The organism is Thermobifida fusca YX (assembly GCF_000012405.1).
GTDB classification, from domain to species: domain Bacteria; phylum Actinomycetota; class Actinomycetes; order Streptosporangiales; family Streptosporangiaceae; genus Thermobifida; species Thermobifida fusca.
Genome location: NC_007333.1, coordinates 617,650 through 640,105 on the forward strand (window position 1 = coordinate 617,650; position 22,456 = coordinate 640,105).

Below are 22,456 nucleotides of genomic sequence, written 5' to 3' on the forward strand. Positions count from 1 at the left end.
GGCGGGAACTCAGCGTTCAAGCTCGCCTTCGCGGCTGGCGAGCAGGCGGCGGAACGAGGTGACCCGGGCCGGGTTGAGCTCTCCCCGAGCCAGCCATTCATCGAGGGCGCAGCCGTCGCCCAGATGGGAGCAGTGGTCCGGGCAGTCAGCCACGGCGTCGTCCAGGTCGGGGAAGGCCGCGAGCAGGTCGTCCGGGGTGACGTGTGCCAGCCCGAAGCTGCGCACCCCCGGCGTGTCGATGATCCAGCCGTAGTCCAGTTCACTGCGGTCGATGCGGCCTTCCCGCGCCGCGTGCAGTCGCTCCACGCTTTCGGCGCTCGCCGGAGCGCCGATGGGGAGCGCCACCGCCGACGTCGACGTGTGCCGTCCCCGACCCGTGACCACGTTGACGTCGCCGACCGCGCGACGCGCCTCCGGCACGAGCAGGTTCACCAGAGTCGACTTCCCCACCCCTGAGGGGCCGACGAGCACGCTGATCCGCCCCATGAGCTGTTCGCGCAGCGCAGAGAGGTCGCCGTCCCGGCGGGTCACCACCCAGCGCAGCCCGAGGGGAGCATAAATGTCCAGCAGGGCATCGGGGGAAGCCAGATCGGACTTGGTGAGGCACAGCAGCGGATCCAGCCCGGCCTCATAGGCCGCCACCAGGCAGCGGTCGATGAACCGCGGCTGCGGGTCCGGGTCGGCCAGGGCTGTCACGATGACCATCTGGTCCGCGTTGGCGACAATGACCCGCTCCACCGGGTCCGTATCGTCAGCGGTCCGGCGCAGGACAGAGGAGCGCTTCTCTACCCGGACGATCCGGGCCAGGGTGCCCGGCCGTCCGGAAAGGTCACCGACCAGGGCGACGATGTCGCCGACGACAATGCTGCCCCGACCGAGTTCGCGGGCCTTCATCGCCACCACGGAGAGGTCGCCGACCAGGCACTGGTAGCGGCCGCGGTTCACCGCGGTCACGAATCCCAGTCGCGCGTTCTCGTGCTTGGGGCGTTTCCGGGTACGCGGCCGGGAGCCTCCGCGGGCGCGTACCCGGACGTCGTCCTCGTCGATGTCGAGATAGCGGCCGTCTCTCAAGAGAGAACCTCGCTCCACAGACGGGGAAAGTCCGGAAGGGTCTTGCCTGTCGTAGCGATGTTTTCCACCTCCACTCCAGGCACCACGAGTCCGATGACCGCCCCGGAAGTGGCCATCCGGTGGTCGTCGTAGGAGTGGAAGACACCGCCGTGCAGGGGGCGCGGGCGGATGACCAGCCCGTCGGGAAGCTCTTCTGCGTCCCCGCCTAGGCGGTTGATCTCGCGGACCAACGCTGCGATCCGGTCGGTTTCGTGCCTGCGGAGGTGCGCGATACCGGTGAGACGGGACGGGGTGGACGCGAGTGCGGCCACGGCCGCGATGGTCGGGGTGAGCTCTCCGACGTCGCGCAGGTCAGCGGTGAGTCCACGGATTTCCCCGGTGCCGTGCAGGGTCAGCCCTTCGTCGGTGAACTCGACACGGCCGCCCATCTCGGCGAACAGGGTGCGCAATGCGTCCCCCGGCTGGGTGGTGTGCCGCGGCCAGCCGCGGACCGTGACCCGCCCACCGGTGACCAGGGCGGCAGCCAGGAAAGGGGCAGCGTTGGACAGGTCGGGTTCGACCGTGATCTCGGTGACCCGGATCGGTCCCGGCGCGACCCGCCACACGTCGGGGGTGTCCGTGTCCACTTCCACCCCGGCGTCGCGCAGCATCTGCACGGTCATGTTCAGGTGGGGCTGGGAAGGAACCGGGGGCCCCACGTGCCGCACCTCCACGCCCTTGCTGAACCGGGCTCCGCTGAGCAGGAGGGCGGAGACGAACTGGGACGAGCCGGAAGCGTCCAGGGTGACCGTACCGCCGGGGAGTTCACCTCGGCCGCGGATCACCATGGGAAGGGCGCCGCGACCCCCGTCGTCGATCTCCGCGCCCAGGGTGCGCAGCGCGGCGAGGAGGGGACCGACGGGCCGCTCCCGGGCGCGCGGGTCGCCGTCGAAGGACACCTCGCCACGGGCCATGGCGGCCAGCGGCGGCACGAACCGCATCACTGTCCCGGCGTTGCCCACGTCGATGGCTGCGGGGCCCTGCGGCGGTGTCGGAGTCACCTCCCAGTCCCCGTCTGCTTCGTGCACGCCGATACCGAGCGCCCGCAGCGCGCCCACCATCAACGTGGTGTCGCGGCTGTACAGGGGGGCGCGCACCACGCTGGGAGTCTCCGACAGCGCGGCCAGGATCAGCGCGCGGTTGGTCATCGATTTGGAGCCGGGCAGGCTGACCGTGGCGTCCACAGGACGGGACACGGTCGGGGCAGGCCAGTGCGACGCGGTTTCAGCCATGCTTGAAGGGTATCCAGGAATACGGTGTGCCGGGGAAACGCGGACGTCACGCTGCGGATACGGAACGTTGCCGTGCCCGCGGGGCCGCGAGCGGCATGCCGCCGGCGAGGGGCGTTGGCTGCCCGTCCCACAGCTCCTCACCGGACGGGTCCTGGCCAGGCCCCTGCTGGCCGGGCAGTCAGGTCCCGTCCGGCCAGCAGCGGGAGGCGCCCCGTGCGGCACAGCCGAGGGTCAGCGCCGCGGACGCGGGATCGGCACGGGAAGCGGACTGGCCTGTCTGCGGCCGCGCGGGCGCTGAGGCATGGCGCGGAGGTGCTGGACCATTCCGGTGGTCTGCTGGCGGTGCTTGCGGGAACACCGTTTCCGTTTCGGTTCGGTGGCCGACAGGACGAGCGCCCCCAGCAGGCTGAGGTCTTTAGCCGTGGCAGCCCGGTGCCCGCCGAGGTCGTCGGGGCGCCCTTCGCGGAAGGTCCGCAGCTCGGTGAGCACGGTCGGCACCGACTGCACTGCCAGCAGCGCGCAGGCGGTGCGGGGCGCGCGGCCGAAGCACAGGAGCGCGCCGCCGAGTACGCCGATGATGCCGTGGAGACGGGCCAGGGCCTCCGGGGCGTTCGGCACGCTCGGGTAGCGCAGGGCCAGGTTGCGGATGAGCGGCGCGAGCTGCTGGGCCCGCGGGGTCGGGTCGCGCAGGACGCTGACTCCGTCCATGATGAACGGGACGCCGAGGAGGCGTCGGGCCTGGGTGCGTAGTATTCCCACGATGTCTCTCCTTGACAGGGGCAGGACAGGATCCTGGAATGCCCACCGGGGTGGTGGATACCGCTCTACCCGCCTCTGTCGGGAACATCCGCATCCAATCGCCGGGTCATGACAGAGATTGCCTGGGTTTTGACCCAATGTCACCGGCCAGCCCTAAGCTGGGAGTATGTGCGGTCGGTACGCGTTGGGACGCAAAAAAGAAGAGATCCGGCGGGTTTTCGGCCTGCCTGAGTCGGAGGTCGACGCGCCCGGCGCGGACGAAGCCCGGCGTTGGCCGCCGCGGGAGGAGCTCGCCCCCGACTACAACATCGCCCCCGGCAAGCACGCCTATGCGGTACTCGGCCGTGCCCCGGGCGAGCCGGTCTCCGGGGCGGCCGGGCCCCGTCATCTCGTCACACTGCGGTGGGGGCTGGTGCCGTCGTGGGCGAAGGACAGCAACGTCGGCTACCGGATGATCAACGCCCGTGCGGAGACGGTGACGGACCGGCCGGCGTTCCGCGCCGCGTTTGCGCGCCGCCGCTGCCTGCTGCCGGCCGACGCCTACTACGAATGGCAGTTGCTGCATACCTCCGGCGAAGCCCAGCCGGGCACGTCCCCGGTGACCGACCCGGAGCACCGGTCGCGTAAAGCGAAGACCCGCAAACGCCCGTTCGCGGTCCGCTACGCCGACGACCGGCCGCTCGCCCTGGCAGGCATCTTCGAGCGGTGGCGGGACCCGGCCGTCCCCGAAGAAGACCCGGCCGCGTGGCTGTGGAGTTTCGCGATCATCACGACCGAGGCTGCACCGGAGCTCGCCCACATCCACGAGCGGATGCCGGTGGTCGTGGGGGAGGAGGACTGGGCCACGTGGCTAGACCCGGAGGCAGACCGGGATGACTTGCTGTCTGTGCTTGACGCCACACCGGTGGAGGATTTCACGGTCTACCCGGTGGGAACCGAGGTGAACGCGGTGCGGAACAACGGTCCGCACCTGCTCGTTCCGGTGTCCGCGGAATCCGAAGGAACTTCGGAGACGCTGTTCTGAACCTGGTCTTGGTGAGCTTTTTACCAGGATTTTTCCTTCCGTGGTGAGCTGTGGAAACCGTGGCCACGGAATGCTTTCGGCGGCGTGGAAACGGTGGAATCCCGTGCAGAGGACCAGTAGGGTTGCCCACGCCTGAAGAAGTGGCGCCGGGCACTGGTGCACCCAGGTACGGAACCGGTATCCGGGTGCCGCCTCAGGCGGAACGCGCGGCCGGTTCCGGTCTTTCAGCGGTAGACCGGAACCGGCTACGGCGCGGCACTCACTCGGGTTTGCGGGCGCTGGCCACCAGGTGCATGCTGACGTCCTCCCCGGACTCTGCAGCTTTCAGCTCCATTTCCACCAGCCGGTTCAGGGCCCGGGGACGCTCGGCGAGCACTTTCTCCACGGTGGACGCCGACAGGACGGTGCGGGGCCTGATCCATTCGACGTCCAGTCCGGCCTCGGTGAGGAGTTCCCGGAGCTGTTCACTGGTGAAGCACCGGGTGATGGTGCCGTCCGGCCAGGGGACGAGGAGGACGTCGGCGTTGGGCGCGTAGCTGAGTTCGGGCCAGCAGTCCTGTTCCGCGAGGACCGACATGCCGAGCACGACCGAGTCCACGCACAGCAGGACGCGGCCTCCCGGACGCAGGACCCGCGCAATCTCCGCCAGGCACGCCTCGGTGGCGAGCTGGTGGGAGAGCATCCGGTTGTCGGCGATGACGCCGTCGAAGACCGCGGAGGCCACGCCGGACAGGAGAGCGGTGTCTCCCACGACCTGGCTCAGCCGTCCGGGACGGCGCTCGGAACGGACCGGGGCATGGCCGTTGACGAGGGACAGGGTCCGTTTTGGGGTGGAGTCTGCCGTGGGGAGCAGGACGAGAACGTCGTGCCCGGCAGCGACCGCACGTGACGTGGCCCGATACCCGGGGCCGGAAAGGTCGAGGAGACGTCCTGGTTCTCGGGGCAGCCAGCGGGAGAGCTGGGCGGCGGCGACCGCCCAGTAGAACCTCCAGTAAGCCGATGGAGAGCCAGCCGTGACGAGATGGCTCGCGGTGAGTCGGGAGATACTCCGGTCTGCCGGGGAGTCGGCTGGCAGCGGCGATGTCGCAGGCTGGGGTGCGGAACCGGTGAGACGCACGCACACTCCTCTCCTGTCCGGTGGGCATGGGTGCCCGACCCCAGGCGACCGCGCCCTGCTTTCCGGGCTGGCCCGCTGAGCGGACCGTGGCGGACGTCGTCTGGGGACTAACCCCACTTTCGCACGATGTATCCGTCAATGCAGCTCACAACGGGAGATTCCTGGAGATTGCGTTGCGGTTGCGGGCTCTCGGGTGGACCGCAACTGTTCAGGAATCAGTCCGTCGTTGATGTTGTTCCTATTCATGTGATCGGGAAACGTCCCTATCTGCATGAGCGAGGTAGGGCACACAGTGGGAGTGGTTGATGCCGGCCTCCGTGGGAACCCTGCTCCGGGAGCGGTCCGTGACTGCGACGGGGATGGCACGTGTGCGGTTCGAACCGCTCCAGCCATATGGTGAGGTTGCGGTTGCCACCGGGGAGAACCGTGCAAGGAGGCCGACGGGGTTGAGTCAGAGTCAGGAGACCATTGAGGACCGGGCGGCTCGGTTCGAGCGAGACGCCATGCCGCTCCTGGACCAGTTGTACTCGGCGGCGTTGCGGATGACCCGCAATCCGACGGACGCGGAGGACCTCGTCCAGGAGACGTTCACCAAAGCCTTCGGATCGTTCCACCAGTTCAAGGAGGGGACGAACCTCAAGGCGTGGCTCTACCGGATCCTCACCAACACCTTCATCAACTCCTACCGCAAGAAGCAGCGCGAGCCGCGGCAGGCCGGTACGGAGGACATTGAGGACTGGCAGCTTGCCCGGGCGGCCTCCCATACCTCCAGTGGCCTGAAGTCTGCTGAGGCCGAGGCACTAGAGCACCTCCCGGACACCGATGTCAAACGGGCGCTGCAGGAGTTGCCGGAGGATTTCCGTATCGCGGTCTACCTCGTGGATGTCGAGGGCTTCGCCTACAAGGAGGCCGCTGAGATCATGGACACTCCAATCGGCACCGTGATGTCCCGACTGCATCGTGGCAGACGTCAACTGCGCTCTTTGTTGGAGGAGTACGCGTTGGAGCGCGGTTTCCTCTCTGTTGCGGAGAGGGAGTCCGTGGGCGCGGTGAATGGTGGGAAGGACCAGCGATGAGCGGTGAGGAACCGTACGCCACTCCGTGCAGCGAGGTGCTAGACAAGGTCTACGCCTATCTTGACGGTGAGCTCGAGGAGGCCAATTGCGCTGAGATCCGGCGGCATTTGGACGAGTGCGCCCCCTGCCTGCGCGAGTACGGCCTGGAGGAGGCGGTGAAGAAGATCGTGGCCAAGTGCTGCGGGTGCGATCCGGCGCCGGCCCAGTTGCGGGCCCGGCTGATGGAGCAGTTGGCTCAGGCTCGGGCTGCCATGAGAGGGCGGGAAGCCGTGGCTGAATGATCGCTGATCTTTCCGGAGTGACGGGAAGAAAAGCTGGGGGGTCACACGGAATTTCCGTGTGACCCCCCAGCTTTTGTTATTTTATGGCTGCTTTGTGGTGATTTCTGCAATGGCTCCGTTGATGACCATTTTGGGGGATATTGTCCGATGTTGCGGAGCGTGTTTTCTCTCTTTGCTTGAGGGTGCTGAGGCGTGGCGCAAACGATCCAATGATCTTTGACCTAAAAGTTACATTTGATTACTCATAGTGATTGTCCATGGTGGTGCTGGGAGTAGTCGGCGTGCCGGGATGGCGTACTGGAGGGAGTTTGGTTCGCTTGTTTTCGGCCTCTCTGTGATTGCAGAGAGTTACATTGCGAATTACTAATCAGATTAGTAATTCCGCATTTTGGAAAAGAAACGCGCTTCTCTGCTGTCGAAGGGGATGAGTTCGTGATGATTGAATGTATCGCGCCGTGATTAGCGTTAAACTGGCCGCCACATCCCCTTCAGGCAGGAAATTTCATGCCTTCGTTTACAGTGCGAAAGCATGGGGGAACGAGAAAGGCGGGGATAGGTATGTTCTGGTTGTTCAACGGTGTCATGATGCACTTGGCTGCCCTAGCCATGTTTGTTACCACGGTTACCGGATGGACCTGGTGGTAGATCCGGATCTCTGCAACCATGGCGGAATGGTCGGCTGCAGAACGACGAGAAGGAGCGGGAATTGCGTGCCCTACCCGTGGCTGCGCGGTTGTACGTGGGTCTTGTCGCGCTCGGTGCCGCCACCGCCATACTCCTGGGAGTGTTCCTCGGACCTATCACCGAGGTTGACCTAGGAACCCTCCTGCTTCTCGCGATCCTGTTCGTGATCGCGGAATCCATTGCCACGATGGTCGACAGCGGCAAGACGGGGATTTCGCCGGCCTCGGCGGCCTCGCTTGCCGCTGTTGTCCTGGTGGGGCCGGTGGGCGCCGCCATCGTCGGTATCGCCTCAGGGCTGGTCATCCGAAGACAGAACCTCGTCAAGCGGCTCTTCAACGGAGCACAGTTCGTCATCGCCGGATACGCCTCGGGAACAGTGTTCCAACTGCTGGGCGGAAGGATGGGCGTCCCGGAACCGGAGATGTTCCCGTGGATCCTCCTGCCCTTCACCGGTGCGGTACTGACGTTCTCGCTATGCAACACCCTGCTGATGGCCGGGCTGATGTGGTCGCTGGGGGAGCTGCGGCTGAAGCGCCCCCGCCACATGCGGTGGCGGCCGCTGGCCACCCTGGAGCTCTCCTCGATCGGCTACGCCATGCTCGGCCTGTTCATCGCCGCGATCTGGGGAGCGGTCGGCCCCTTCGCCGTGCTCCTCGTCCTGCTCCCGTTGTTCATCGCCCGCTGGGCGTTCGACCAGTACGTCTTCCAACAGCGCGCCCATGAAGCCACCCTGGCCACGCTCTGCCAGGCCGTGGAGACGAAGGACTACTACACCCGCGGACACTGCATGCGCGTGGCGAAGGCCGCCGCCATGATCGCGGAGGAGCTCGGCATGTCGGCCGAGCGCGTCCAGACGATGCGCTACGCAGGCATGCTCCACGACATCGGCAAACTCGGCGTCCCCACCAAAATCCTGCAGAAGGCCGGAAAACTCACCGAGGAGGAGTACGCGGCGATCCAATTGCACCCCATGCGCGGCTACGAGATCGTGCGCGAGATCGACTTCCTCGACGAGGCGCTCGCCGGCATCCTGCACCACCATGAACGCATAGACGGCGGAGGCTACCCCAAAGGCCTGGCGGGCGAGGACATCCCCGAGGCGGCCCGACTGGTCTCGGTGGCCGACGTCTTCGACTGTTTGACGTCCACCCGCTCGTACCGGAAGGCGTGGAGCACGGAAGCCGCCATCGCAGAGCTGCGCCGGTGCGCCGGCACCCAGTTCGACCCCCGGATGGTGGAGGCACTGGTCCGCGCCGTGGAACGCGAAGGCTGGGAGGTTCCCGACCTGGTCGAGCCGGTCGAGGACGCGTGCGAACCCTGCACCGCCCAGCCGGTCGGCGCCTCCGAAGCCGCCCCTGAAACAGTCCCGACAGGGGCTGCGCAAACCGCCGCAGACGGTGATACTCAGACCGACACTAACCTCACGGTCGGAGTCGTGGAAGAGACAACCGGATGATGAACAGCGCGCCGACCGTCGCGTCGCACATCCCCCAGCGTGCCCGCCATGGCAGACAGTGGCGGGCGGTCGGCTGGACCCGGCCGCTGCTGATCGGAGCGGCACTGGTCAGCACAGCGGTCTCCCTGCTGTGGACTGCGGTGAGCGGTTTCGAGCAGCCGCGGGTCGCCCTGGCTTTCGGGGTGCTGGTCGCGCTCGGTGAGTTCGCACGGATCACCCTGCCCGGAGGCCGGGAAGCCGCGCCTATCGCCACCGCCTCCGCCATGTCGTACGCCTTCCTCTTCACCATCATCGGTGACCCGGTCTCGCTGCCGAGTCCGCAGGTCGTCGCGGTGGTCGCGGTCGGCATGGGCTTGGGCGAGCTGCCGCACATCCTGGTGGGCCGCCACCCTCAGTGGGGCGACCTCGCCCGCAGGTTCCTCAACATCGCGGTGACCACCCTGCTGTTCCGGCCCCTTATCGGGCACATCGACCTGGACGGTCCGCTGTGGTGGCTGAGCCTGCTCCTCATGGCCGCGATCGTGGTGGTGGTGTGGCTGGCCGACTCGGTGGCCGCCGCGGCGATCCGTGCCGACCGGATGCGGACCCGCTTCGGGGTCACCCTGCGCGACGAGATGCGCGCCCAGGTCGCCATCGGTATGGCCGTGGGAGCCTCGGCCATCCTGATGGCGCTCTCCGTCCACGTCATGGGGTTGACCACCTTGCTGGTGTTCACGGCCCCGCTGCTCGTCACCCAGGTGGCTTTCCGGAGGTTCGCGCAGATCCGACGCACCTACCTGCAGACGGTGCGGGCCCTGTCCCGGGTGACCGAGGTCGGCGGCTACGTGGAGGCCGGGCACTCCCGCCGGGTCAGCCGGCTGGCGCAGGGGATCGGCCGCGAGCTGGGCATGTCGGAGTCCACGCTGCTGGAGCTGGAGTATGCGGCGCTCATGCACGACATCGGTCAGCTGTCCCTCCGCGACCCCATCCCCAGCGGCGCCACCGTGCTGGCTTCCCCCCGGGAACAGCGCAGCATCGCCGAACTAGGCGCGGCGATCATCCGGGAGACCGGGGTGCTCGACGGTGTAGCGGAGCTGGTGCGCCGCCAGTGCGAGCCCTACCTCGGCGACGGCGAGGCTGGACCGCCCCCGCTGGGCAGCCGGATCATCAAAGTAGCCAACGCGTTCGACGACCTGGTCGGAGGTTCTACCGACCAGGAGCGTGTCGACGCGGTGCTGCAGCGGCTGCGCATGGACACCGGGCACGAATACGACCCGGTGGTGGTGGAAGCGCTGGCAACGGTGCTGCAACGTCCAGACTTCGACTGGCGGTCCGGCTGACAGCCCGCCGCCCAGACAAGGCGGGCTGGGAAGCAGCCTCGCCCCGCTGATCCGACGGGAGCGGGGTGCCCAGGGCGGGCCGCTGCGGGAAGCACTATCCTCAGCGCCGAAGCCGAGCCCTACCGGCAGGGACGGCAACAGACCACGAGAAAGGCAGGCCATGGCGATCGACCCCGGACTCACCGGTACCGCGGAACTGACGGTCACCACGGCGGACACCGCCGAGGCACTGGGCAGTGGAGACGTCCCCGTCTTGGGCACTCCGCGCGTGCTGGCGCTGGCCGAAGCCGCCACGGTCGCCGCACTCGACGGCCGCCTCGAGGCCGGCCACACGTCGGTGGGGGCCGAGGTGCACCTCAAGCACACCGCTCCCACCCCGGTGGGAGCGCAGGTGGTGGCCACGGCCCGCCTGGTCCGGGCCGAAGGGAGACGGCTGGTCTTCGAGGTCTCCGTCACCCAGGAGGGCCGGCAGGTGGCCGTGGGAACCGTGGAACGGGTCGTGGTTCCCCGGGAGCGCTTCCTGTCCGGGCTGCGCCCCGGGGAGTGACTCCGGCGGGGCCTAGACCCCCATGGTCTTGCGCGGGTAGACGTTCTCCGGGTCGGTGACGATGTTGACGAGATAGGGCACGCCGGAGTCGAAGGCCCGACGCAGCGCCGGACCGATCTCCGCGGGGTCGGTGACGAGCTCCCCGCCGCCGCCCAGCGCGGTCACCACCTGGTCGTAGCGGGTCTGCGGCGCCAGGTCGGCGAGCACGTCGTAGCCGTAGACCAGTTGCATCGGCGCTTTCTCCAGGCCCCAGATGCCGTTGTTGCCGCACACCATGACCACGGGCAGGTTGTGCCGGACGAGAGTGTCCACGTCCGCGAGCGAGAAGCCCAGCGCCCCGTCGCCGAACAGCGCCACCACCTGGGAGGAGGGGCGGACCAGTCGGGCGGCGATCGCATACCCCATGCCGGTGCCCAGGCAGCCGAACGGTCCCGGGTCCAGCCAGTTGCCGGGGCGGCGCGGCTGGATGTACTTGCCCGCGTAGGAGACGAAGTCGCCGCCGTCGCCGATCACGACCGCGTCGTCGTCGAGGATCCGGTTGAGCTCCCCGTAGATCCGTGCAGGGTGGATCGGGGAGGCGTCGCTGTCGAGGACTTCGCGGTCTTTGGCCGCGGTCGCCGCAGCGGCTTCGGCCACTTCTGTCCGCCACTGGGCGACCTCGCGCTTGGGCTTCGCCTGCTCGGCGAGGGCGCGCAGGATGGCCGACAGGTCGCCGGAGACCGCTCCCGCCAAAGTGAGGTGCGTGGCGAGCTGTGCGGGCGAGTCGGTGATGTGCACGGTCCGGGCCAGGGGAGCGCCGTCACGGCCGCCGAACAGGCCGTGGTTGAGCCGGAAGTCCAGCGGGGTGCCTACGACGATGACCAGGTCAGCGCGGCCCAAGGCGAGCCCGCGGGCCCGGGTGGCCAGCAGCGGGTGGCCGGCGGGGAGCACACCGCGGCCCTGGCCGTTGGTGACGACCGGGACGCCCAACTCCTCGGCTGCCTCCAAGGCGGCCTGCTCGGCGTGGTCCAGCCACACGTCAGAGCCGTACACCAGGACCGGCCGTTCTGCTTCGCTGAGCAGTCGGGCTACCGCGGCCACCGCGTCAGGGTCGGGGGAGCGGTCTTCCGCAGCGGCCTGTCCGGTGACGGTGATCTCGGCCTGGTCGTAGAGGCGGTCCATCGGGATGTCCAGGAACACCGGGCCCCGGTGCGCCGTGTTGGCGAGGGTGAACGCCTCGTCGAGCGCGGGGCCGATCTGGGCGGTGTCGTGGACCGTCCACGCGCGTTTGGTGATGGTGGTGAACAGCGGGGACTGGTCCAGTTCTTGCAGGAGGCCCTGCCCCCAGCGGTTGTCGGGCGCCCGGCCGCCGACGACCACCAGGGGGGAGCCGTTGAAGTGCGCGGTGGCTATGCCGCTCACCCCGTTGGTCACCCCTGGGCCGGCGGTGAGGGCCGCCCAGCCAGCCCGCCGCGTGAGTTTGCCGACGGCTTCGGCCGCGAAGACCGCGGTCTGCTCGTGGCGGACGTCGAGCAGGCGCATCGGAGGGTCAGCTTTGACCGCACCGTCGTAGATCGGGAAGATGTGCCCGCCGGAGAGCGTGAAGAGGGTGTCTACGCCGTGGTGGCGGGCGACCTCCACGGCGTGGTTGCCGCCGTGGCCGGTGAGTTTCCCGGAGAACGAGGGGGAGCCCATGGGCCGTCACGCTCCTTGGTTGTATCGCTGGTTAGGGCAGGGGGAGCCGCCCCACCCACTAAATTACCAACGAGTAGCACGAGTGGGTGAGGTGGTTCACACGTGCCGGTCCATGGGGAAGTGCGGGTCAGGCCCCTACGTCCGCTCCTTCGGCGGGCGGAGCCGGGTGACGAACTTGTACCGGTCGCCGCGATAGAGCGACCGTACCCACTCCACTGGATTGCCCTCGTCGTCAAAACTGTGCTGGCAGTGCAGGACCAGCGGCAGGCCGACGTCCACGCCGAGCAACTGCGCTTCTTTCGGGGTAGCCAGCACCGTCTCGATAGTCGCTTCCGCTTCCGCGAGGTGCACGTTGTAGACGGTCGCCAGCGCTTCGTAGAGCGAAGCATGCCGGTCCAGGCGGCGGCGTAGCCCGGGAAACCGGCGTGCGGGCAGGTGCGCGGTTTCCACAGCCATCGGCTCGCCGTTGGCCAGCCGCAGTCGTTCGATGCGCAGTACCCGGCCGCCGAGCCGGATCGCCAGCAGCCCGGCCAGCTCCTCATCCGCGTTGATGTAGCCCACGTCGAGAATCCGGGTGTCTGGCTGGAGGCCGTGCGAACGCATCTCCTGGGTGTAGCTGGTCAACTGCAGGACCTGGGTCACCTTCGGCTTGGCGACAAAGGTGCCCTTGCCCTGGATGCGCAGCAGCCGTCCCTCCACCACCATTTCGCTGAGCGCCTGTCGCACCGTCGTGCGGGACGTGCCGAATTGGGTCGCCAGCGTCCGCTCCGGGGGGACCGGGTTGCCCGCGGGCATCGTCTCGATCAACTGCAACAGCTGTTTTTTGACCTGGTAGTACTTCGGAACCCGGGGACTGTCCTCAACAGTTCGTTGACCCGTCACGTTGTTTTCCTCCACCACTCCCCGCCAGTTCGCCATTGGACGCATCTTCGCAGTGCCGGCGGTCCGGCACTGCGCCGGGCCGCCCCAACAGCGGCGACTGGTCTAGTCCAATGGTAGAAAAGTGCACCTCTTGAGTATGCCCTCACTCATGGGATGATTTGTGAGTGCCTCACCTCAGCGATCTCATCCGACGGTATACGGCGCTCAGCACCGCAGACCTGGAGTGGCTCCACGCCCTGGTTTCCGACTGGCAGTTGCTCGCTGACCTGTCGTTCGCAGACCTGCTGCTGTGGACGCGGCTGCGCGAAGACAACGGGTGGATCGCAGTCGCCCAGATGCGGCCGACCACCGGTCCGACCGCATACCAGGACGACCTGGTGGAGACGATCCTGTACGACGCGCCCGCTACTCCGGGCGAGGAGGACCCCGTGCCCCCTCCGATGCGGAGTAAGCGTGCGCTGATCGACCGGGCCTGGCGGGAGGGCCGGGTCTGCCGGGAAGGCGACCCGGACTGGTCAGGCGGAGTCCCGGTCCGGGAAGAGACGATCCCGGTGCGCCGGGAGGGGACCATGGTGGCGGTGATCCAGCGGAGCACCAACCTCAGCGCCGCGCGGACTCCCAGCCGTCTCGAACTCACCTATCTGCAGAGCGCGAGCGACCTCGCGCAGATGATCGCTGAGGGCAGCTTCCCGTTCAGCGACCAGGGCCCGCTCATGGTCCGCTCACCCCGGGTCGGGGACGGCCTGCTCCGCCTGGACCGTGAGGGCCGGGTCATCTACGCCAGCCCCAACGCCCTGTCCGCCTACCGCCGCCTCGGGCTCGCCACCGACCTCGTCGGCACGTCGCTGGCCCGGACCACCGTGGAACTGGCAGACGATCCCGACCCTCGGGACGAGTCCTTGAGCTGGACTGCGGGCGGCCGGGTCCCGCTCGAAGCCGAAGTGGAGGCCCGCGGCACCACCGTGCAGCTGCGCGCCATCCCGCTGATCGTCGGCGGGGAGCGGATCGGAGCCCTGGTCATGGTGCGGGACGTGACCGAGCTGCGGCGCCGGGAACGCGAACTGATGACCAAGGACGCGACGATCCGCGAGATCCACCACCGGGTGAAGAACAACCTGCAGACGGTTGCGGCCCTGCTGCGGCTTCAGGCCCGACGGCTGCAGAACCCGGAAGGGCGGGCAGCGCTCGAGGAGGCGGTGCGCCGGGTCGGCTCCATCGCGATCGTGCACGAGATGCTCTCCCACACCCCGGACGAGACGGTGGACTTCGACGACATCGCCGACCGGGTGATCGAAATGGCGGCGGAGGTGTCGTCCACCGACAAGGCGGTTGTGGGGCTGCGCCGGGTCGGCAACTTCGGCATGCTGTCCGCGCTGGTGGCGACCCCGCTCTCCATGGTCTTGGCAGAACTGGTGCAGAACGCGGTCGAGCACGGGTTGGAGTATGGTCCCGGCACTATCGAGGTGCGGGTACGCCGTCAGGCGCCAGCGCCGGGACCAGACGACGGTCGTCGAAGTACCGGACGACTCATCATCGAAGTCGTCGACAACGGAACGGGGCTACCCGCGGACTTCGACCTGGAAACCAGTAGTAGCCTTGGACTGCAGATCGTTCGGACCCTGGTGACGGGCGAACTCGCGGGCCGGATGGAAATGACTCCCCAAGAGGGCGGCGGCACCAAGGTCCTGTTGGATCTGCCGGTAGACCATGAAGTGCAGTACTACAACTGAGACAAGGGGGCAGATCAGACCGCGGTGCTCAACCGGGCAGCGGGACGCAGGGCGCGGCGGCGCTTGAGCGCGCGGCGCTCGTCCTCGCTCATGCCGCCCCAGACACCGCCGTCCTGGCCGGTTTCCAAGGCCCACTCAAGGCAGGCGGTGCTTACGGAGCAGCGACGGCATACTTCCTTGGCTTCTTCAATCTGAATCAGTGCCGGGCCAGAATTGCCGATGGGGAAGAAGAGCTCGGGGTCTTCGTCACGGCAGGCAGCGTGGTGGCGCCAGTCCATGCGGGTCACTCCTCACGGTGAGGCGGTCGGGGCGTCGGACTTGTGAAATACTTCACGAAGTAGGGTGCTCGGATCCGTCGCAAGTGGCGTATTGGACGGGTCCCGCTACCTTCTTCGTGCGCCCCACACGGGCGGCTGCCGTTGGTTCCGGCAGTCGCTGGGCGCGGACATCCCTGAAACACGACAGCCGGGCCTGGGCACCAACGGTTAACACGCCCGTAACGTGCGGCGGTACTTTGAGCGTGGCAGGGTTAAGAGAAGCTTTCAAGAGAGATGGAGCACTAAAGCGCGATCAAGGGTGTCGCGTACGTCACAAGTGCCCTGAACTGGGCTTTTATGTCGCCTTAAGCTACGATTCGTAACGCCTTCGGAACCGATCGGAAATTGACCTGTTGTCGGTGTCCGAGGTATTCTCCGTCGATTTGGAATGGTCTGGGGTGTTGTGACCGGATTGTGAACTCTGCGCAGTTGTGCCAGGTGCGGTAGCCGCGGCCCCGCGGCGGCACCCCTTTCGCGGAGAACATCATCCGCAGCACGTTGGCGGTCGTGATCGTGTCCACCCTGGTCAACGCGAACACGTCCAGGTCCAATTCGAAACGCGACCGAGGAGTCGGCTGCACCGGCGACGGCCCCGCATACGTCCACGGCGTCGTATTCGTCACCAGCACGAAAAACAGGTTCCGCACCGGAGGACGCCCCGGCACCTCCACGCTCAGCGAAGGATCCCCGCCCATCCCTCCGCGCAGGAACAGGCTCAACGCGATGGCGGTGTACAGGGCGGGGGTGGCCCGTCGCCCGCGCTGCCGCTGCCGCTCCACCTCATGGACCACCTCCGCGTCCCAGCCGAACCCCGCACAGAACGTGAAGTAGCGTCCGCCATCCGGTCCGTCGATGTGCCCCAGATTCACCGTGCGGCGTGACCCGCTGTGCAGCGCCTCCAAGACCGCGCCGGTGGCCTCCACGGGGTTGGCGGGAAGGCCCAGGGCACGGACGAACACGTTCGCGCTGCCCCCAGGCAAGGCAGCGTAGAGCGGGCGCTGCTTCGCAGGAAGCGCGAGAATCCCGTTGACCACCTCGTTCACGGTCCCGTCACCGCCGAAGCTGACCACCAGGTCATAGCCCTCTTCAGCGGCCCGCTGCACCAGTTCCCGCGCATGGCCCCGATACTCCGTCAACACCGTGTCCACCGCCATGTCGCTGGCGAGCGCACGGACAATGACGTCGCGCGAGCGGGGGGTAGCCGTTGTGGCCTGAGGATTCCCGATGAACAACGCGCGCACGCCGCCAGTCTATTGACCCTGCCGTCCAGCACGGTAGTGGACCGGAGACCGGTGCTGCGCGCCGAAGGTCCCGCAGAACAGGGGACCAAAGAGGCAGGTTACAGTGAAGCCGTGTCTCGACGACCGATCACCCTTCTCCTCGCGGCAGTGTGCGAAGGACTCCTCGGAGTGCTGCTGTTCATCCTCGGCGGCTACGTCCTGGTCAACACACTGCTCGGCAACGCGACCGACGTGAACTTCGCGCTCCCTCTCGCCGTGTTCGCCTTCGGCGGCAGCGCTGCGCTCTGCTATGTCGCCTGGGGCCTGTTCCACCTCAAGGAGTGGGCGCGCACCCCCATCGTGCTCACCCAGCTCTTCGCACTGGTGATCGCCTACTACCTGTGGACCAGCGACCAAGTCCACCTGAGCCTCGGGCTGGGGGCGTTTGCGGTCCTCACCCTGCTCTTCGTGCTCGCCCCGCCGACGACCGCCACGCTCTTCCCCCCGGAGGGCGCGGCGAAGAAGCAGAGATGACGAACCCGCGTCACAGCGGTGACGCGGGTAGGTCGTAGGCAAGGTCAGTCGTCAGCGGTGAGCGCCTGACGTAGCTGGGCGAGGGTGCGCGCCAGCAACCGGGACACGTGCATCTGCGAGATGCCGAGCTCCGCGGCGATCTGCGACTGGGTCATGTTGCCGAAGAAGCGGAGGAGCAGGATCTTCTTCTCCCGCGGCGGCAGACGCTCCAGGAGCGGCTTGAGGGACTCCCGGTACTCCACGCCCTCGAGGGACTCGTCCATGATCCCCAACGAGTCAGCGACCGCGGGAGCGTCCTCATCACCGTTGTCTGGCGCGTCGAGCGAGACCGTGGAGTAGGCGTTGGCCGACTCCAACCCTTCGAGCACCTCTTCCTCGGACATCTTGAGGTACTCGGCGAGCTCGGCAACCGTGGGCGCCCGGCCGTGCCGCTGGGACAGTTCGCTGACGGCCTTGGTCAGCGAGAGCTTGAGCTCCTGGAGACGGCGCGGAACCCGTACCGCCCACCCCTTGTCCCGGAAGTGCCGCTTGATCTCGCCGACAATGGTGGGAGTGGCGTAGGTGGAAAACTCCACCCCGCGGCTCAGGTCGAAACGGTCGATGGACTTGATGAGCCCGATCGTGGCCACCTGGGTGAGATCGTCGAGCCACTCACCCCGATTACGGAATCGCCGGGCGAGGTACTCCACGAGAGGGAGGTGCAGTTCGACGAGTTCATCCCGGATGCGCTGGCGCTCCGGCGAGTCTGGGTCGAGTTCTCCCAGACGTTCGAATAGCTCCCGCGCACGGGCCCGGTCAGGCGTCGAGTGTTCTGTTTGCGCCGTCAGAGCGGGCCCCCTTTCACTCACACCGACTCCACCGGGTTGCGGCGCTTGTACAGGACGATCGATACTCGGTCATCAGAACCGACGACAGCGTCCACGTCACCGGCCAGCGCCGAGAGTACGGTCCACGCGAACGTGTCGCGTGCCGGTAGTCGCCCGTCTGAGGTGAGCACCGAGACACTGATGCGCATCCCGTCCCCGGTGAGTTCGAACTCCGTGGTCAGATCTGTACCGGGTAGCGCCTGGGTGAGGAGCATCGCGCACGCCTCATCCACACCGATGCGCAAGTCCTCGATCTCATCCAGGGTGAAATCGAGGCGGGCGGCGAGTCCAGCCGTGGCTGTGCGGAGCACGGAGAGATAGGCGCTGTCCGCGGGCATGCGGACGGTCACCGTGTCTCTTACACCCATGGCGTCCGCCGTCGGTACAGCGGTGTCGTTGGTCACGTCCCTCCTTAAGGGAAGCGAGATTGCCGCTTGTAAGCAATCTATCTTGTTCCCCCCTGGTCCGTGCCAGGTGCACACTGATCTGTGGCGACCACGGACGGTGACAATCGGGAGGGTACTGCCGAAACCGCACGGGAAAGCGAAAATTTTTGCGATATCAGTGTCCGGACGTCCGTGAGCGGGGAATTGCTGCTCCGGGCGCGGCCGGGACAGCGGCAGCAACCCCCCGCAGACAGCGGAAGCCTGCCGGGTGCTTCCCGCTGGGTCACTGCTGGCCGAGGGCGGTCAGCGCCTCCCCGGTGAGCCGGTAGACCGTCCACCCGTCCATCGGCACCGCGCCAAGCGACTTGTAGAACTCGATCGCGGGCGTATTCCAGTCGAGCACCGACCACTCCAGCCGACGGTAGCCGCGGGCTACGCAGATCCGCGCCAGTTCGGTCAGCAGCGCCTTGCCGTAGCCGCGCCCCCGGAACTCAGGGCGTACGTACAGGTCTTCCAAGTAGATGCCGTGGCGTCCGGTCCACGTGGAGAAGTTGAGGAACCACAGGGCCATGCCCACGACCATCGGGGAACCGTCCTCGGCGGTGTGCTCGGCGACGTGCGCGAAGACCGCCGGGTTCGGGCCGAACAGCGCGGCAGCGAAGTCCTCTTCGGTGGCTGTCGCGGACTGGGGCTCCTTCTCATACTCCGCTAGTTCGCGGACCAGCGCGGTGATGACGGGAACGTCGTCAGGCCGGGCCGGACGGATCACAATAGACCTCGCAGCGGATACTCGGGAAGGACGATCTGACCACGCGGCCCCGCACCAGGGGTGATGCGGAGGGCGGCCGCGGGACGCGCGGACCCCGCACGACGGGGCGGGCGGCGCGGCACAAGAAAATCACGCTGGGACACGATACCCGAGCGTTCTCCCGCAGAATGCCCCGATGCCCTTGCCACCAGGCGGTTCCGGGGCGGACGCGGACCTAAGGTGCACCCGGTGCAAAGCCCACTTGTGGGGTGAGAGATATCAATGGTCCCCTCCTGGCATAGGTCTCCGGGACACCGTTGTGAGATGATGAAGCCACGGGCCACCCCCCGTACCGCTGGCAGCGCTTCCGCACAACCGTTGCGGAGAGTCTGACCGCCGCAACCGATCAAGCCGATCGGTGTGGACGTGTCCCACAAACCGCATCTTCGACCCTCTCCGCTCGCTGCTTCCCATCGCACACTGTCCCCGTCAACGTGGATGGGGACGCGCACGGATTCATTGAGGGGTTTCTACGTGACCAGCGACCGCAGTTCCCGGCTTGACGACGATCCCGCATTTGCTCTCCACCGCGGGGGCAAGCTGGAAGTCCGCTCCACCGTTGAGGTCAACGACCAAAAGAGCCTGTCCCTGGCCTACACCCCGGGTGTGGCGCGTGTCTGCACCGCCATCGCGGACACCCCAGAGCTGGCGGATACCTACACCTGGAAGAACAACGTTGTCGCCGTCGTCACCGACGGTACGGCCGTGCTCGGCTTGGGGGACATCGGCCCGGAGGCTTCCCTGCCCGTCATGGAGGGCAAGTCGCTGCTGTTCAAGCAGTTCGCCGGGATCGACTCGGTGCCTATCGCGCTCGCGTGCACTGACGTCGACGAGATTGTCGAGACGGTGGTCCGCATGGCCCCGTCCTTCGGCGGCATCAACCTGGAGGACATCTCCGCGCCCCGCTGCTTCGAGATCGAACAGAGGCTGCGGGAGCGACTCGACATCCCGGTCTTCCACGACGACCAGCACGGTACGGCCATCGTGGCGCTGGCCGCGATCCGCAACGCGGCCCGGGTCACCGGCCGCGAACTCAGCGACCTGCGCGCGGTTGTCTCCGGCGCAGGGGCGTCCGGGATCGCGGTCTCCCGCATGCTGATCCGGGGCGGGATCGGCGACATCGCGGTGGCCGACAGCAAGGGCCTGATCTACGAGGGGCGGCCCGGGCTCAACAAGTACAAGGCGGAACTGGCGGCCATCAGCAACAAGGCCGGTCTGCAGGGTTCCATCGAGTCCGCGCTGGCCGGAGCAGACGTGTTCGTGGGCCTGTCCGCGGGCGAAGTGCCCGAGGAGGTCGTCGCCACCATGGCCGACAACGCCATCATCTGCGCGATGGCCAACCCCAACCCTGAGGTCCACCCCGATGTGGCCCGCAAGTACGCGGCGGTCGTGGCGACCGGGCGCAGCGACTTCCCGAACCAGATCAACAACGTGCTCGCCTTCCCGGGTGTCTTCCGCGGGGCCCTGGACGTGCGGGCCACGCAGATCACCGAGAACATGAAGCTCGCGGCGGCCACCGCGCTGGCCGACTTGGTGGGCGACGATCTCGCCCCCGACTACATCATCCCCAAGCCGTTCGACGAGCGGGTCGTCCCGGCGGTGGCTGCCGCAGTGGCCGACCAGGCCCGCAAGGACGGCGTGGCCCGGGCCTAACCGGAGGGCCGGAGGAGAGAGCGTGCGGCCCTGAGGCAATCCCTCAGGGCCGTTCCCGCGCCGGCGCGGCTCACTCCGTGCTGCGCGGTGTCTGCTCCTTGTCCGCGTTGTCTGTGGCGCGCGACGCAGAGTCCGTCGGCGGGGGTCCCCAGCGGGCAGCGTCGCGGCGGATGATGTCGAGCGTCTCGTCCAGGATGCGGCGCAGGTCCGCGATCGCGGCCTCGCTGATCCCGCCGGTTTCGCGGATGATGTCGCGGACCCGGTGGGTGAAGTCGTGCAGGATCCGTTCGAACCCGCTGCCTGCGGCGCGGTCCTTAGGCCCTTTGGGCCAGACCCAGCCGAAGGTGTGGGCGAACTTCTCCCACTCGCGGTTCCACGCAAACCCGTGCTCGCGCTCCCTGTCCCGGCGCTCCTCCTGCTCGTCAGCGGCCCGGCTCCAGACGTCGTCGGCACCGGTCTTCGCGCTCTCCTGCCGCTCCGAGCGGCTCCGCCGCGTGTGCTGGGCGGTGGCCTTCAGCTCTTCGCGCAGGTGGCTGATGGTGTCGCGGACGTCGCGCTGGACCGCCTGGGCGATGTCCCGCACCGATTCGGTGATCTGCCGTTCCAGGTCTTCGAGGTCCCGTTCCCGTTCCCGCAGTTCTGCGCGGCCCTTGTCGGTGAGCCGGTAGACCTTGCGCCCGTTGACCTCTTCGTGGGTCACGAGCCCTTCCTCTTCGAGGCGGGCCAGGCGCGGGTAGATGGTTCCGGGCGACGGCGAGTAGATCCCCAGGAACCGGTCCCGCAGCAGGCTGATGATCTCGTAGCCGTGCCGGGGGCTTTCGTCCAGCAGTTTCAACAGGTACAGGCGGAGTCGGCCGTGGCCGAAGATGGTGGTCATGCGTCCCCCTTCGGGATCGCGGCTGGCGTGTCGGCAGCCCGGCGCAGCAGCGAGGTGGCGCCGGAGACAGTGGTCGTGGTGATCGTGGCGGGGTCGATCCCCGGGCCGATCGTTCCGCTGAGCCGGGTGAATCCGCGCGTGCTCTGCCGGTCCAGGCCGAACGCGGAGTCCAGGCGCCCGGTGGCGGAGCGCAGCTCGACCGTGGCCGAGGTGTCGGCCGGCACCCGGAGCGCGATCTCACCGGAGATGCTTCCCAGAGTGACCCGGGCTGCAGGAGCCAGGTCGATGTCGGCGAGGAGTTCCCCCGAAGCGGTTTTGGCAGACAGTTCGGAAAGCTGGCCGCCCGCGATCTCCAGGTCGCCGCTGACGCTCTTGTAGCCGAGCCGGCCAGTGAGGTTGCGGGCCTCCACATCTCCGGAGACCGTGTTGATCTCCGTGTCCCCGCCTACCCCGTCCAGGGTGATGTCTCCGGAACCGTTGCGGATCTGGGTTTTCGCGGTCAGTTGGGCCACCACGATCGAGGCGGTGGCCGCGGTGACCTCGACCGGGCAGTCGCGGGGAATGCGGAGGTTGATGGTGGCGCTGCGCCGCGGCAGGCCACGGTAGCTGCCCAACTGGATGGGGCGCAGCCGTTCCAGGAGCCCGTCCCGGGTCAGGTCGGCGTAGGTGATGGTGAGGATCCCGGCTTCGTGCGAGACGAGGAGCGGCTCCCCGGAGATTTCGGAGATCTCGAAGGTCGCCGGGTCGTCGGTGGGCAGGATGTTGACGTGGCCGCCGACGACGCGTACCCGCAGGGCCACGATCCCGTCCAAGGTATGTGTGGTTGGTCGGTCGATGGTCCACCGTGCCATCGCGGTCCCCTTCTCATCGGCGTCTCTGAAAACACGATATGTCGCGATGGCGG

Annotated in this window: 22 protein-coding genes; 9 read left to right on the forward strand and 13 right to left on the reverse strand. The window is 67.5% G+C overall.

Annotated features, from left to right (window positions below; all coding sequences use genetic code 11):
- Positions 1 to 9 precede the first annotated feature (9 nt).
- The 3 genes from rsgA to TFU_RS02725 all read right to left on the reverse strand — a co-directional run bounded on the left by rsgA (position 10) and on the right by TFU_RS02725 (position 3,101).
- Positions 10 to 1,071, reverse strand: a complete 1,062-nt coding sequence (gene rsgA / locus TFU_RS02715) for a ribosome small subunit-dependent GTPase A (protein WP_011290990.1) — start codon at positions 1,069 to 1,071, stop codon at positions 10 to 12.
- Entirely contained in the window at positions 1,068 to 2,342 is a 1,275-nt protein-coding gene (aroA, locus tag TFU_RS02720) for a 3-phosphoshikimate 1-carboxyvinyltransferase (protein WP_011290991.1), read from the reverse strand. Before aroA ends, rsgA begins: the two co-directional genes overlap by 4 nt.
- 231 nt (positions 2,343 to 2,573) lie before the next feature.
- Positions 2,574 to 3,101 carry a DoxX family protein gene (locus TFU_RS02725; RefSeq protein WP_011290992.1) on the reverse strand — a complete coding sequence of 176 codons (528 nt, stop codon included), beginning with the start codon at positions 3,099 to 3,101 and terminating at the stop codon, positions 2,574 to 2,576.
- Positions 3,102 to 3,267: 166 nt separating this feature from the next.
- Between TFU_RS02725 and TFU_RS02730 the strand changes: the two genes are divergently transcribed.
- Entirely contained in the window at positions 3,268 to 4,125 is an 858-nt protein-coding gene (locus TFU_RS02730) for an SOS response-associated peptidase (protein ID WP_011290993.1), read from the forward strand.
- A 259-nt stretch (positions 4,126 to 4,384) separates the two neighbouring features.
- On the opposite strand, the gene TFU_RS02735 is transcribed toward TFU_RS02730, so the two are convergent.
- On the reverse strand, positions 4,385 to 5,242 hold the full coding sequence (locus tag TFU_RS02735) for a class I SAM-dependent methyltransferase (RefSeq protein ID WP_016188237.1): 858 nt from the start codon (positions 5,240 to 5,242) through the stop codon (positions 4,385 to 4,387).
- A gap of 446 nt (positions 5,243 to 5,688) precedes the next feature.
- Here TFU_RS02735 and TFU_RS02740 point away from each other — a divergent pair, with 446 nt between their 5' ends.
- From TFU_RS02740 to TFU_RS02760, 5 genes are all read left to right on the forward strand, one after another.
- The gene (locus TFU_RS02740; RefSeq protein WP_038043278.1) at positions 5,689 to 6,318 is read left to right on the forward strand and encodes a sigma-70 family RNA polymerase sigma factor; all 630 of its coding nucleotides are present in this window, start codon (positions 5,689 to 5,691) and stop codon (positions 6,316 to 6,318) included.
- Entirely contained in the window at positions 6,315 to 6,599 is a 285-nt protein-coding gene (rsrA, locus tag TFU_RS02745) for a mycothiol system anti-sigma-R factor (RefSeq protein ID WP_011290996.1), read from the forward strand. The genes TFU_RS02740 and rsrA overlap by 4 nt, the downstream gene beginning before the upstream one ends.
- 784 nt (positions 6,600 to 7,383) lie before the next feature.
- Positions 7,384 to 8,739 carry an HD-GYP domain-containing protein gene (locus tag TFU_RS02750; protein WP_081430445.1) on the forward strand — a complete coding sequence of 452 codons (1,356 nt, stop codon included), beginning with the start codon at positions 7,384 to 7,386 and terminating at the stop codon, positions 8,737 to 8,739.
- Positions 8,736 to 10,058, forward strand: coding sequence for an HD-GYP domain-containing protein (locus TFU_RS02755; protein WP_011290998.1), 1,323 nt, complete (start codon positions 8,736 to 8,738; stop codon positions 10,056 to 10,058). The genes TFU_RS02750 and TFU_RS02755 overlap by 4 nt, the downstream gene beginning before the upstream one ends.
- Positions 10,059 to 10,218: 160 nt before the next feature.
- On the forward strand, positions 10,219 to 10,605 hold the full coding sequence (locus TFU_RS02760; RefSeq protein WP_011290999.1) for a thioesterase family protein: 387 nt from the start codon (positions 10,219 to 10,221) through the stop codon (positions 10,603 to 10,605).
- Between the two features lie 12 nt (positions 10,606 to 10,617).
- Here TFU_RS02760 and TFU_RS02765 read toward each other — a convergent pair whose 3' ends face one another.
- On the reverse strand, positions 10,618 to 12,279 hold the full coding sequence (locus tag TFU_RS02765; protein WP_011291000.1) for an acetolactate synthase: 1,662 nt from the start codon (positions 12,277 to 12,279) through the stop codon (positions 10,618 to 10,620).
- A gap of 135 nt (positions 12,280 to 12,414) precedes the next feature.
- Positions 12,415 to 13,161 carry a GntR family transcriptional regulator gene (locus TFU_RS02770; protein WP_011291001.1) on the reverse strand — a complete coding sequence of 249 codons (747 nt, stop codon included), beginning with the start codon at positions 13,159 to 13,161 and terminating at the stop codon, positions 12,415 to 12,417.
- A 164-nt stretch (positions 13,162 to 13,325) separates the two neighbouring features.
- On the opposite strand from TFU_RS02770, the gene TFU_RS02775 reads away from it, so the two are divergent.
- Positions 13,326 to 14,891, forward strand: coding sequence for a sensor histidine kinase (locus tag TFU_RS02775; protein WP_011291002.1), 1,566 nt, complete (start codon positions 13,326 to 13,328; stop codon positions 14,889 to 14,891).
- A gap of 14 nt (positions 14,892 to 14,905) precedes the next feature.
- Here the strand turns inward: TFU_RS02775 and TFU_RS02780 are convergent, their stop codons facing one another.
- Together TFU_RS02780 and TFU_RS02785 are read right to left on the reverse strand one after the other, a co-directional pair.
- A complete protein-coding gene (locus tag TFU_RS02780) occupies positions 14,906 to 15,169 on the reverse strand; it encodes a WhiB family transcriptional regulator (RefSeq protein WP_011291003.1) in 264 nt (87 codons plus the stop codon).
- A gap of 344 nt (positions 15,170 to 15,513) precedes the next feature.
- Positions 15,514 to 16,449, reverse strand: coding sequence for a diacylglycerol/lipid kinase family protein (locus tag TFU_RS02785; RefSeq protein ID WP_011291004.1), 936 nt, complete (start codon positions 16,447 to 16,449; stop codon positions 15,514 to 15,516).
- A 111-nt stretch (positions 16,450 to 16,560) separates the two neighbouring features.
- Between TFU_RS02785 and TFU_RS02790 the strand changes: the two genes are divergently transcribed.
- Complete coding sequence (locus TFU_RS02790) at positions 16,561 to 16,962, forward strand: hypothetical protein (RefSeq protein WP_227480999.1); 402 nt, start codon at positions 16,561 to 16,563, stop codon at positions 16,960 to 16,962.
- 44 nt (positions 16,963 to 17,006) lie between these two features.
- Here the strand turns inward: TFU_RS02790 and TFU_RS02795 are convergent, their stop codons facing one another.
- From TFU_RS02795 to TFU_RS02805, 3 genes are all read right to left on the reverse strand, one after another.
- Positions 17,007 to 17,810, reverse strand: coding sequence for an RNA polymerase sigma factor SigF (locus TFU_RS02795; RefSeq protein ID WP_011291006.1), 804 nt, complete (start codon positions 17,808 to 17,810; stop codon positions 17,007 to 17,009).
- On the reverse strand, positions 17,807 to 18,232 hold the full coding sequence (locus TFU_RS02800) for an anti-sigma factor (RefSeq protein WP_011291007.1): 426 nt from the start codon (positions 18,230 to 18,232) through the stop codon (positions 17,807 to 17,809). Before TFU_RS02800 ends, TFU_RS02795 begins: the two co-directional genes overlap by 4 nt.
- Before the next feature lie 265 nt (positions 18,233 to 18,497).
- Positions 18,498 to 18,983: a GNAT family N-acetyltransferase gene (locus TFU_RS02805; RefSeq protein ID WP_011291008.1), complete on the reverse strand. Its 486-nt coding sequence runs from the start codon at positions 18,981 to 18,983 to the stop codon at positions 18,498 to 18,500.
- Positions 18,984 to 19,460: 477 nt separating this feature from the next.
- Here TFU_RS02805 and TFU_RS02810 point away from each other — a divergent pair, with 477 nt between their 5' ends.
- Positions 19,461 to 20,675 carry an NAD(P)-dependent malic enzyme gene (locus TFU_RS02810; RefSeq protein ID WP_049754918.1) on the forward strand — a complete coding sequence of 405 codons (1,215 nt, stop codon included), beginning with the start codon at positions 19,461 to 19,463 and terminating at the stop codon, positions 20,673 to 20,675.
- Positions 20,676 to 20,745: 70 nt separating this feature from the next.
- Here the strand turns inward: TFU_RS02810 and TFU_RS02815 are convergent, their stop codons facing one another.
- Positions 20,746 to 21,552 (reverse strand): PadR family transcriptional regulator, encoded by an 807-nt coding sequence (locus TFU_RS02815; RefSeq protein WP_011291010.1) that lies wholly within the window; start codon positions 21,550 to 21,552, stop codon positions 20,746 to 20,748.
- Entirely contained in the window at positions 21,549 to 22,403 is an 855-nt protein-coding gene (locus TFU_RS02820) for a DUF4097 family beta strand repeat-containing protein (protein ID WP_011291011.1), read from the reverse strand. Before TFU_RS02820 ends, TFU_RS02815 begins: the two co-directional genes overlap by 4 nt.
- Positions 22,404 to 22,456 lie beyond the last annotated feature (53 nt).